Origin of the sequence: Pseudomonas nunensis (assembly GCF_024296925.1) — a bacterium.
GTDB classification, from domain to species: Bacteria; Pseudomonadota; Gammaproteobacteria; order Pseudomonadales; family Pseudomonadaceae; genus Aquipseudomonas; species Aquipseudomonas nunensis.
Genome location: NZ_CP101125.1, coordinates 2,100,981 through 2,112,687, shown reverse-complemented (window position 1 = coordinate 2,112,687; position 11,707 = coordinate 2,100,981). Strand labels below are relative to the sequence as shown.

Genomic DNA, 11,707 nt, shown 5'->3' with positions numbered 1-11,707 from the left:
GGGGGATGGTGCGGCGCGTGCCCGGGGACTCACGTCATGAGCGGACGCAGTGGCGCACAAGGGGTTGCGGGGGATTTGGCTGGCGAACAGCGCTGCAAGGCGTGAATCGCAAACAGCAAGGGAACTGACGGGGACATTGGCGACTTCGGTCGTCCTGCCCACTACACCGACGAATGCATACCGCTTGACCACTTGAAACCTCACCTTTCGTTTGAGGGTCAACGACGGGGAACGGCCTGCGCAGGGGTGACAGCGCTAGGGTGGACCCGATCGGCTGCGATTGCCGGGTCTGTGGACACATGGCAATCCTTTGGCGCCAGGCTTTTGGCCTGGTGCGCCGCCGGATAATAACCATGGATTTTGGCGGTGAAGCAAACAAAAAGTTACAAAAGTGAAAAATATCTTTCAGATTTTTCCTTCATTCCTGCAGGCTCATCTGACGGAAAGCGCCGCCGTAAAGCCTTCGAGCGGCGCTTGGATGAGGTCAGGCTCCGGCCTCAATTTGGATCCAGCAACCCGCCGCTCCAATGCCGCGATTCCCGGCTGCCAGTGAACTTGGCGACGACCATGCCTTGCGACACCAGCCGATCCCGGTAGCGCGTGACCATTCGCCCGGCCTGTTCGGCGTACAACACCACTTCGGAAGCAGGGTCGCCGGGGCGCTGGAGGATCCGCGCAAAGCGCTGCCCTGCCTCGACGACATCCCCCAGTTCCTTTTCGAAAATCAACACTCCAGGCTGTGGCGCGAGGTGAGTTTCCATGTGGCTCATCTGCATGGTTTCGACGGGCCAGTCACCGGTTGTCACGGCCTCATCGATGGCACCGATCGCGCACAGCCACGCGTACAAGCCCTGCGCATCTTGTTCGGCGAAGTGATCGCTGACGTCGCCCTGCCCGCGCAACTCCAGGGTCGCGGCCATTTTCTGCTCGGTGACGCCCTCGCGCAGCCACGGCGCAATGATCGTTTCTTCGAAAGAACCGTCGCCGCCGTCATCCCAGATAATCGCCACCTCCATTTTCATCGCCACGGCCAGTTCACGACCTCGGGGCCAGAAACGGCGGTGCACGTAGAGGTACGGCAAGGCTTCGTCATCGGTGTGCAGGTCGAGCATCACATCCGCCGTGGCCGCCAGTTGCACCAGGCTTTTTTGCCACTCCTGGACGTTGGTCGAAGGTCGCTCCAGCGCCGCCGACAGATCAAACGCACGGTTGAAGTTATGCCCGGTGGCGTCGTGAAAACGCCCGAGAATCCGCCCCTGGCGAAACTGCCCGATGCCGAGCGGATTAGCTTGCGGCACCACCGTCACTTGGCTCTTGAGCCGACCCTCGGCCTCGGCGACTTTCAGCCGTTGCATCAACAGGTGCAGGACCAGCATCCCGGCGATTTCATCGGCATGCACCCCCGCCTGCAAATGCACCTTCGGCCCGCTGCCATCGCCTTCAAAACGCCAGGCGCCGACCCGCGCCGGATCGCCATTGTTGTTGCGCACACTGAACGAAATATCCTGCGCCATCCGCTTGTCCTCCCGTGTTGATCGTTAAAAAACCCTGGATTGCCGTAGTCGGCGCTGGAACTTGAACGCACGTTCAACTAAGCTCGCCAACCAGGCACTGCACCCAAGGATTCGCTTGTGACCACCGACTCTCCAAAATTCCGTCGCGTTGAAGCCGACGCGCGCCGCGAACTGCTGATCGCCGCCACCCTGCGTTGCCTGGCCCGCGACGGCCACGCGGGTATTTCCGTGCGCCGTATCGCGACCGAGGCCGGGGTGTCCGTCGGCCTGCTCAATCACCATTTCGGCAGCATCGATGCGCTGATCGCCGACACCTACCAGACCCTCGCCAGCGAGCTGACCAGCGCCTTGCTCCAGGAAGTCCAGCAGGCCAATACACCGGCCGAAAAAATGGACACCTTCCTCGTCGGCTCGTTTTCGCCACGGGTCATGGACCCGCAGTTGCTTGGGGTCTGGGTGGTGTTCTGGAGCCTGATCCGGCATTCGGAACACGTCAGCCAGACCCACGAAAAAAGCTACCGCGCCTACCTCGATCTGCTGCGCCAATTGCTCGACGATCTGGCGGCCAGCGAAGGTTTTGTGATCCACGACACGCGCCTGGCGGCCATTGGCTTATCGGCGATGCTCGACGGACTCTGGATCGAGTGGTGCCTGAACCCCGAAACCTTCAGCCCCGCCAACGGCCTCCACATCTGTCGTTGCTGGATAAAGGGGCTGCGTCACGGAGCATTCAGCACCGACGACGTCCTGTGAAGCGTGGCGCCCGAAGAGCATGGCCAAGGTGCCGCTGACCGCGATCAGCCCGGCACCGATCATCAGTGACACGTCCATCAACGTGCCCCAGATCAGGTTCGACAGCGCGAAGGCCCAGATCAGCCCGGTGTACTCGAAGGGCGCCAGCAAGGTCGCGGTCGCGCGCTGGAAACTGGCAAAAAGCAGGAACTGACCGATGCCGCCGACCAGCCCGGCCGCCAGCATGCCCAGCCAGACCGGGGTCGGCGCCGGGGTGTGGGTCCAGGGCAGCGCCACCGTCATGCAAATCACAAACACCACGTTGGTGATCAGCATCTGCTCCAGCACCGAAGTCTGGTCGTCGACCTGACGCAACTGGATGTAGGTGAACGCCCAGCACATCGCCGCCAACAGCGTGAGGATGATCGGCAACGGATCGGCGATGTGGCTCGGGCGACAGGCGATGATCACGCCGACGAAACCGATGATCAGGCTGAACCACTGCCAGCCGCTGGCGCGTTCCTTGAGGATCATCGCGGCCAGCACGGTGACCATGATCGGCGCGGAAAAATACAGCGTGGTCATCTCGGCCAGGGTCAGGTCCCGGGCCGCCGTGTAATACAGCAGCCAGGCCACGATCGACAACAAACCGCGCACCACCAGCAAGCGTCGGCTCGGCGAACGCCAGGCCCGCTGGATCAGGCGCAGGCGCCCCGCCAGCAGACAAGCCACGACCACCACCAGGCTGCGCCAGAACAGAATAGTCACCACCGAATAGTCGGCCACCAGCCACTTGATGACCGCGTCCTGCAACGCCAGGAACGCGTAGCCCAAGGTGCACAGGCCGATGCCCTGCAACGAGCGGTCGACGATCTTTGGCGAACTCATTACACCGACCTGCGCACGGGCGTCCCGCGCCGCTCGACGAACCCGAACAACGCCTCGATCAGGAAAGTCAGGCAAACATACACGCCCGCCACCAGCAGCAACGGTTCATACACTTGCAAGGTTTGCGCCCGCACCACGTTGGCGGCGCCGAGCAAATCGATCACCGCGATGGTCGAGGCCAGTGCCGTGGACTTGAGCAGCATCACGGTTTCCCCGGCCAAGGTCGGCAACAACAAGCGCATCGCCCGAGGTAAACGCACCCGCAACAGCGACTGACGCGAGGTCATGCCGAACGCCGAAGCGGCTTCCATTTCACCTCTTGGCACCGCGAGCAGGCCGCCGCGAATCACCTCGCCGACATAGGCGCCCATCGACACCACCAGGGCGAACACGATGTACCAGTAACCGTCACGCAGGTAAGGCCAAAGGAAGCTGCCGCGAATCAACGGAAACTGCGCAAACAGGCTGCCGAGCCCGTAGTAGAAAATGTAGATCTGGATCAGCAACGGCGTGCCGCGAAACACGCTGGTGTAGAACAGGCTGGCCTTGGCGATCACCTTGTATCTGGAGATGCGCGCCAGCGCCACCAGGATGGCCAACAAGAAACCGAACACACTGGACAGCAACAGCAGGGTAACGGTCGTTTGCAACCCTCGGCCCAACAGCGCTGCGTATTCAACTATCCACGCTGGAATCATTTCAATCACTCAGCCAAAGGCATCCAGCGACGAATGCGTCGCTCAAGCCGTCCCGACAGGTAGTTGGACACCAACGTCACCGCGTAATACATCGCCGCGGCCGTGAGGTAGAACAACAGATAATGACGCGTGGAACCCGCGCCTTGCTTGGCGGTGTACAACAGCTCGTTAGTGCCGACCACGCTGATCAACGCACTATCCTTGATCAGGTTGATCCACAGGTTGGCCATCCCCGCCATCGCGAACGGCGCCATGATCGGCAACGTAACGCGCCGGAACAGACCGAACCCGCTCAGGCCAAACGCCCGCGCCGCCTCGATCTGGCCGAACGGAATCGCCTGGATCGCCGCGCGGAAAATCTCCGAGGCGTACGCGCCCTGCACCAGACCCAGCACTACGATCGCCGCCAGCGGTCCGCTGACATTCACCACGCCGTAACCCAACTGGGTCATCAGCGAGTTGAGCAACATGGAGCCGACGTAGTACAGCAGCAGGATCAGCAACAACTCCGGCACCGCGCGGAACAACGTGGTGTAGCCGCGCATCAGCGTCGCAATCGGTTTCGGCGCGTTGAGCTTGAGGCAGGCCACGACCAGCCCGATCAACAGCCCGAGCACAAACGCTCCGGCCGAAATCTGCAGGGTCATCCACAACCCTTTGAGCAGCGCCCCGCCCCACCCTGTTTCGCTGAAATTGATCAACTCGAACATTGTTGGCTCTCCTGTTTCCCGTCGGCGCCCCTGAAAACCTCACCGAACCCATGTAGGAGCGAGGCTTGCCCGCGAAGCTTCTGGCGGCTTCGAAGGCCCCTTCGCGGGCAAGCCTCGCTCCTACACAGGGATTGTGTTTGCAGTACTTGGTGTCAGAACGCAGGTTTCACGCTGGTGCCGAAGTAATGCTCAGAGAGGTCGTCGTAGTCCTTGCTGGCCAGCAAGGAGGTGATGGCCTTGTCGAGTTTGGCCTTGAGCTCGGTGTCGTCCTTGCGCAGACCGGCGCCCACGCCTTTGCCGAAGATCGGGTCATACGGCACCGGGCCGAGGTACGCCAGGTCCTTGGCATCGGGGGTCTTGACGAAGGCTGCCATGGCCGTGCCGTCCGCCATCATCAGGTCGATGCGACCGGCAATCAGGTCGGCGTTGGCCGAGTCCTGGGTGTCGTAGTACTTAACGTCGGCAATTTTTTCGTAGTAGGTCTTGAGGAAACTCGCGCTCACCGTCGAGTTCTGCACGCCGATGGTCTTGCCCTTGAGGTCATCCGGGTACTTCTTCACCGAAGCGTCCTTCGGCCCGACAATCGCAATCACCGAGTCGTAATAAGCCTTGCTGAACGCGATCTGTTTTTCACGCTCTTCGGTCACGGACATGGAGGAGAAAATCACGTCTATCTTCTTCGCCAGCAGCGATGGAATGATCCCGTCCCATGCCACTTCCTTGATCTCGCACTCGGCTTTCATTTCGCTGCAGAGCTTGTGAATCAGGTCGACTTCGAAGCCTTTCCACTCACCATTGGCCTGTTTTTCGGTGTACGGCGGATAGGGTTCTGCCGCGACCGCGAACCTGATCGGTTGGGCTTGCGCCGCGCTCATGCCGGCCAGCATGACGCAGGCCACGCCGGTCAAGAAGTTTGCCAAACGTCGATTTCCCATGATTTTTCCCCGTCTTTTTATGATGCGTTAGCGAGTCTGATGAGCGTTGACGAACTGCCGGCAACGTTCGCTGCGTGGGTGTACGAACACTTCATCCGGCGAACCGGTTTCTTCGATCAGCCCTTGGTGCAAATAGGCGACTTTGGACGACACATCGCGGGCGAAAGCCATCTCATGGGTCACCAGGATCATGGTCCGGCCTTCTTCCGCGAGGGAGCGGATCACCCGCAGCACTTCGCCGACCAGTTCCGGGTCAAGTGCCGAGGTGGGTTCATCGAACAGCATGACTTTGGGCCGCATGGCCAGGGCGCGGGCGATGGCCACTCGTTGTTGCTGTCCCCCGGAGAGAAACGCCGGGTACTCGTTGCGCTTGGCTGCCAGCCCTACGCGCTCCAGCAAGGCTTCGGCCCGTTCAGTGGCTTCGGCACGGCTTTCGCGCAGGACCTGGGTGGGCGCTTCGATGAGGTTTTCCAGCACCGTGCGATGGGGCCAGAGGTTAAAGTTCTGGAACACCATGCCCAGGCTCGAACGAATCCGCACCAGTTGCTTGGCGTCCGACACCAGCGGTGCGCCCGGGCGATCGAAGTTCAGATGGATGCTTTCGCCGTCCACCAGAATGCGCCCCTGGTCTGGCACTTCGAGCATGTTGATGCAGCGCAGCAAAGTACTTTTACCCGAGCCGCTGGCGCCGATCAGGGAGATCACATCGCCTTCGCGGGCGGTCAGCGAGACGCCTTTGAGCACCTCGATATTGCCGAAGCGTTTGTGCAGGCCATCGACTTCGATCATGGTCCGGGCGGCGACCGGCTCAGGCGTTGCGGCGCTGGTGACGTGGGCGGTCACGGGCCGTGGTGCCTCGCCGTTAAGCACCAGGACAAAGTCGCGAATGCGCTGGCAGGCCTGGGCCAGTCGTTCTTCGCCTAGGGTGAACGAGATCCGCACGAAGCCTTGCGCCGGCTCACCGAATGCAGCCGCATCCAGCACCGAGACATGCGCCTCGCGCAACAGGCGCCAGGCGAATTCCAATGAAGTCAGCCCGGTGCCGCGCACGTCCACCAGTACAAACATGCCGGCGTCGGGGTTGAGTACGGAAATGCCTGGGCAATCCGATAGCCCAGCGACGACCAGATCCCGGCGATGGCGATAGATTTCGCGCATGCCGTGGGTGACTTCTTCATGGGACTCCACGGCTTTAAGCGCAGCCTCCATGACGAACCCCGGCAAGCCGTAGAGCATGCTCAGCACCAGGTTTTCCGCATGGGCGACCATCGTTTCATCGGCAATGATCCAACCGGTGCGCCAACCGGTCATTGCATGGGATTTCGACAGGCTGCCGATCACCACGCAACGCTCGGCCATGCCCGGCAACGACGCCAGGCTCAGGTGTTCGCGTTCGAAGGTCAGGCTTTCATAGACCTCGTCCACCACCACCCACAAATCATGGGCGATCACCAGGTCGGCGATGCCTTGCAGTTCTTCGCGGCTCAGCACCACGCCGGTGGGGTTGTTGGGGTTGGAGAAGAAAATCGCCCGGGTCTTGGGGGTGATGGCTTTGGCGAGGACGGCGGCGTCGAGGCGAAAACCCGCGTCCGCCGAACATGGCACGCGGACCAATGTTGCGCCGGAGGCCTTGAGGGTCGCCTCGTAGGTGACGTACATCGGGTCCAGGGCAATCACTTCGTCGCCGACATTCAACAGGCACATTGAGGTGGCGAACAACGCGTTCTGCGCCCCGGCGACGATGATGACGTTGGATGCGTTCACTTCACGGCCGAACAAGCCGCTGTAGCGGGTGGCGATGGCTTCGCGCAAGGCTTGGCGACCGGCGATTTCGGTGTAGTGGGTGTCGCCTTCTCGCAAGGCGTGGATAGCGGCGTCGGTGATGAAATCCGGGGTGGGGAAATCCGGGTCGCCGACGCTGAGGATGATCACGTCTTCGCCACGGCGCCGGGCTTCGAACGCTGCATTGTGAATATCCCAGGCGGCGACGCCATCGCCTGAAATCCGCTCAACAAAGGGTGAAAACCGCATGCCAGTGCCTCGTTCGAAGGGAAGAAACGCAAGCCCGCAACCAACCGGGGGTGGTGGAGCCAACATAGCCGACGCTGAACAGTCGTTCAACAGAAAACTCATGGTGGTTCGTGTTCAGCGTAAACAGGTCGTTTTCACGACAGTCGAGCCGTTATTTCAGTAGGACTTTTGCTGGGTTTTATCGACACGCGCAGGCGTGCTTGAGCTCGATCAGGGTCATGCCGGGATGGGCAAAACCACGGCGCAGGTCGCGTTCCAGCTCGTCGAGGCTTTGCGGTTCGTGCACCGTGCAGCCGAAGGCTTTGGCCAGCAGCGGGAAATCCGGATTGCGCGGCAATACACCCACCGGCTCGATGTCCAGGCTGAGCATGTCGTCGCGAATCTGCCCCAGGGCGTCGTTGTTCCAGAGCAACACCACCAGCGGGCTGTCCAGCTCCTCGACGGCGGTGGCCAGTTCCTGCGCGGTGTAGAGAAACCCGCCATCCCCCACCAGCACCAGACCGGGCCGTTGCGGCGCGCCGAATTTCGCACCGATGCCCGCCGGCAAGCCATACCCGAGGGTGCCGTAGCCGGTGGGATGCAGCCAACTGCGGATGCCCCGGCTGGCGAACGCGTAGTTGCCGGTGTAGGCCAGTTGGGTCATGTCGGTGCTGATGACGGTATCGGCGGGCATCGCGGCGGCGATACGGTCCAGAATCTGTTGATGGATCGACTGCAATTCACCGTGACCGCTGCGGATCGCCGCTTTCAAAGCAGCCACCGCCGTTGCTGATTCACGCGGATCCCTCGTCTCGTCAGGCAAGCGTGCCAGCAAAGCCTCGAGGGTTTGCCGGGCATCGCCATGCAGGGCGACGGCACAAGGATAGAAATCGTTGAACTTGCGTGGATCGATATCGACCCGGATCACGTCACCACTGAGCGGCAGGCGCTCGCGCCAATAATCGGTGTCGGCCATTTCGGTACCGACCGCCAGCACCACATCCGCTTGCGCGATCAGGTCCCAACCGGGTTGCACGCACAGGCTGGAGCCGGCATTCAGCGGCGCATCCGCTGCCAGCAGGCCTTTGCCGGCGACGCTGGTGAACAGTGGCGCGGCAAGACGTTCGCTCAAAACCTGCAACTCATCCCCCGCGGCCAAAGCACCGCCGCCCGCAATGATCATCGGACGCTGGGCCTGTTGCAGGCGCCGGGCCGCGTCATCCAGCGCGCCCGTTTCCGGCAGACCGCGTCCGGGACGCCGCACCACCTCTGCGCTCCAGTCACGGCTGATCGCCCCGGCCAGTACGTCCAGCGGCACCGAAATATGCACCGGACGTGGCCGCTCGCTGTCGAACACCGCGAAGGCGCGGGCGATCAATTCAGGCAAATCGTCGGTGCTCAGGGCCACCGCCGAAAACGCGGTGATGGGCGCGGTGATTGCCCGTTGATCCTGGGTTTCATGCAGGCTGCCCCAACCTTTGCCGAGGCTTGAAGTGTGGTTGACGCTGGAGATCACCAGCATCGGAATTGAGTCCGCATAAGCCTGGCCGATGGCGGTCGCCGCGTTGGTCACGCCGGGGCCGGTAATGATGAAGCACACGCCGGGTTTGCCACTGACCCGGGCATAACCGTCAGCCATGAATCCGGCGCCCTGCTCATGCCGGGTCAGCACGTGCCGGATGCCGCTGCCGGGCAGTCCGCGATACAGCTCCAACGTGTGCACACCAGGAATGCCGAACACGGTGTCGACGCCGTAATTGGCCAGCAGACGCACCAATGCCTGACCGCCGGTGAGGCTCGAAGAAACAGGTTGCGGAGTCGATTGGAATCTCATGCCAGCCCTCGGTTTATTGTTCTGAAGTGATGAAGGATGGTGTCGATACTAAACACTCGTTCAACAGAGAGGCAAGCTTTTACTGTCTTGCTAACTCACATCACAAACATAATTTAATTCATTGTTTTTAAAGGAATTCATATAGACGAAACGAATCGCTAACAGCCAGTTGTTACATCTTCGAACATTCCTGAATGCTCAGGCTGCCAGCGATGCGCCGGCGGTAAACAGATAGCCGGCACCATGAATGGTGATGATCAATTCCGGTTCGGCCGGGTCGTCATGCAGCTTGCGACGCAGGCGCCCCACCAGCACATCGATCGAGCGATCGTTGGGCAGCCATTCGCGGTTGCGCAACTGGTCCATTAACTGGTCGCGGCTCAGGGTGTGGCCACTGTTGCGCATGAACACATTGAGCAACTGGAACTCGCCATGGCTGAGCAGGGTTTCGCGACCGTCGCAGCCTTTGAGGCGGCGGCGATCGGTGTCCAGGGTCCAGTCGGCGAAACGCTTGAGGTGCGCAGCAGGTTGCGCGAGCAATTGAGCGTGGTGCACGCGCCTCAGCAGATTTCGGGCGCGGGTAAGCAGTTCGGGTGAAGGCAAAGGTTGGGTCAGGTAATCATCGGCGCCGCATTCCAGTCCCGCGAGACGTTCTCCGTCATCGCCACCCACCAGGATAATCCCGACCTCCGAGCGCTCACGCCATTGGCGAGTCAGGTCCAGTGAGTTGCTGCCCCGCAAACGCGCATCCAGCAACACCAGCCCCACCGGGAAACGCTCAAGGCACGTATCGGCCTGATCAGCGCTGTCAGCGCAGTGAACCTCATACCCTTGCCCGCCCAGAAAAGCCTGTAACGATTCTCGGAGCAAAGGATCTTCACTCACCACCAACACGCACGGCATCAGCTTCATGACCTGGCTCCTGTTCGTGCCGCGAACGGCCGATTTTTGGAATTTTGCGAAGCGCGAAGACCTGCACTGTAGCGACTGCTGAACAGTTGATCAACAAGCCGATATCAGTGCGCGATGAAACGCCGAAACCCGCCCATTTGCAGGCCATCTACCCACGCTTCACAAATCAGCACGCCCTGGGCCGGGGTAAAAGTGCTCGGATTGAGCCCGCATTCCAGCCATAAACCGTCCAGCAACGCACTCAAGCCGATGGACGCCAGACCGCTGTCGAAACCGTCCCAGCCCTGCTCCTGGGCCAACAAGGTCAAGGCTTCGCCCATGATGGTTCGATACTCGCCATAGGAATGATCGTGGGCGCGGTTGATCGCATCCGCGGTTTTCACCGCGCCCCAGAACGCCAGCCAGGCTTCGATCAGCTCGGGGTCGAGCATGCGCGAGGAAAACGACGCTTCGAAAAACGCCGACAGATGCCGTCGCGCGCCGTCACCCGAAGCGGCCACGGACTCGCGCAACAGCCGCATCACCTGCCCGGTGATGTGCAGATAGGCATCGGCGACCAGTTCATCCTTGCCGGCGTAGTGATGACTGATCAAACCCACCGACACCCCGGCCTCCGCGCAAATCTTGCGGATCGAGGTGCCGACAAAGCCGTACTTTTTCAGGCACCTCAGCGTGGCGGCCACCAGATTGGCCTTGCGCAAATTGGGGTCCATTCGCAGAAAACGCGCTTCCTCGGCCATGGTGCTCGTGCCCTCACGACATCAACGAATCGGATACAGCGCCTCGTCAAACTGCGCCAGGCGCGGGAACACCAGCGGCGAATCCTGATGCAGATTCTCCAGGCGCCGCTGGTAATCGAGCAGAAACTGTCCGCGAGCTTCAGCGCTGATGTAAGGCACATGCCACGCCACAAATGGCGGCAGCACGTCGAGGCCGACATACGCCAGCGTGCCGCGCAGCAGTGGGCGCAGCATTTCCTCCAGCGGACCGTGAATCGCGTCCTCGCCGAACATGTGCTCGCGCCCGCCGAGGGTCACGGTGACCAGCGCTTTCTTGCCCGCCAGCCCACCCTGATCGTAGAAGCGCTTGCCGCCGTAGCACACGCCGGACACCAGCACCCGGTCGATCCAGCCCTTGAGGATCGCCGGCATCGAGAACCAGTAGATCGGAAAGTTGAGGATCAGCAGGTCGGCCCACAGCAATTTGTCGAGTTCCTGCTGGATGTCCGGGGCGAGGCTTTTGGTCTTCACGCCCAGGCGTTGTTCGAGGGCGTAGACCAGATAGTCGGGGTTGTCCCGGTCGGAGAAATCCTCAGCGCTGGCGACCGGGTTCCAGTTCATGGCGTAGAGGTCCGACACCTGGACCGCGTGCCCTTGGGCTTGCAAAGTCTGCACCGCCTGATCGCGCAACGCGTTGGTAAAGGATTGCGGTTCGGGATGGGCGTGGAGAATCAAAACGTTCATTTGAGCAGCCT

At 61.3% G+C, this 11,707-nt stretch carries 10 protein-coding genes and 1 pseudogene; 1 reads left to right on the top strand and 10 read right to left on the bottom strand.

All coding sequences use genetic code 11. The features are described 5' to 3' along the window. Window positions 1-497 precede the first annotated feature (497 nt). Window positions 498-1,514, bottom strand: a complete 1,017-nt coding sequence (locus tag NK667_RS09555; protein ID WP_054050844.1) for a M14 family metallopeptidase — start codon at window positions 1,512-1,514, stop codon at window positions 498-500. Between the two features lie 117 nt (window positions 1,515-1,631). Here NK667_RS09555 and NK667_RS09550 point away from each other — a divergent pair. Continuing rightward, window positions 1,632-2,171: pseudogene (locus NK667_RS09550) on the top strand (TetR/AcrR family transcriptional regulator); the annotation flags it as partial. Here NK667_RS09550 and NK667_RS09545 read toward each other — a convergent pair. The 9 genes from NK667_RS09545 to NK667_RS09500 form a co-directional block, all read right to left on the bottom strand. After that, window positions 2,127-3,134, bottom strand: coding sequence for a DMT family transporter (locus NK667_RS09545; protein ID WP_054614507.1), 1,008 nt, complete (start codon window positions 3,132-3,134; stop codon window positions 2,127-2,129). The pseudogene NK667_RS09550 and the gene NK667_RS09545 overlap by 45 nt on opposite strands. After that, on the bottom strand, window positions 3,134-3,832 hold the full coding sequence (locus tag NK667_RS09540) for an ABC transporter permease (protein WP_054050925.1): 699 nt from the start codon (window positions 3,830-3,832) through the stop codon (window positions 3,134-3,136). The genes NK667_RS09545 and NK667_RS09540 overlap by 1 nt, the downstream gene beginning before the upstream one ends. A gap of 5 nt (window positions 3,833-3,837) precedes the next feature. Continuing rightward, a complete protein-coding gene (locus NK667_RS09535) occupies window positions 3,838-4,542 on the bottom strand; it encodes an ABC transporter permease (protein WP_054050840.1) in 705 nt (234 codons plus the stop codon). Window positions 4,543-4,694: 152 nt separating this feature from the next. After that, window positions 4,695-5,477 carry a transporter substrate-binding domain-containing protein gene (locus NK667_RS09530; protein WP_054614506.1) on the bottom strand — a complete coding sequence of 261 codons (783 nt, stop codon included), beginning with the start codon at window positions 5,475-5,477 and terminating at the stop codon, window positions 4,695-4,697. 27 nt (window positions 5,478-5,504) lie between these two features. Continuing rightward, entirely contained in the window at window positions 5,505-7,508 is a 2,004-nt protein-coding gene (locus tag NK667_RS32540; RefSeq protein ID WP_054614505.1) for an aminotransferase class I/II-fold pyridoxal phosphate-dependent enzyme, read from the bottom strand. Between the two features lie 178 nt (window positions 7,509-7,686). Beyond that, the gene (locus NK667_RS09515) at window positions 7,687-9,321 is read right to left on the bottom strand and encodes a 5-guanidino-2-oxopentanoate decarboxylase (RefSeq protein WP_054614504.1); all 1,635 of its coding nucleotides are present in this window, start codon (window positions 9,319-9,321) and stop codon (window positions 7,687-7,689) included. A 198-nt stretch (window positions 9,322-9,519) separates the two neighbouring features. After that, a complete protein-coding gene (locus NK667_RS09510) occupies window positions 9,520-10,227 on the bottom strand; it encodes a response regulator transcription factor (RefSeq protein WP_054616235.1) in 708 nt (235 codons plus the stop codon). Between the two features lie 110 nt (window positions 10,228-10,337). Continuing rightward, on the bottom strand, window positions 10,338-10,973 hold the full coding sequence (locus tag NK667_RS09505) for a TetR family transcriptional regulator C-terminal domain-containing protein (RefSeq protein WP_054614503.1): 636 nt from the start codon (window positions 10,971-10,973) through the stop codon (window positions 10,338-10,340). A gap of 21 nt (window positions 10,974-10,994) precedes the next feature. Beyond that, on the bottom strand, window positions 10,995-11,696 hold the full coding sequence (locus NK667_RS09500) for an NAD(P)H-dependent oxidoreductase (RefSeq protein ID WP_054614502.1): 702 nt from the start codon (window positions 11,694-11,696) through the stop codon (window positions 10,995-10,997). Window positions 11,697-11,707: the final 11 nt, after the last annotated feature.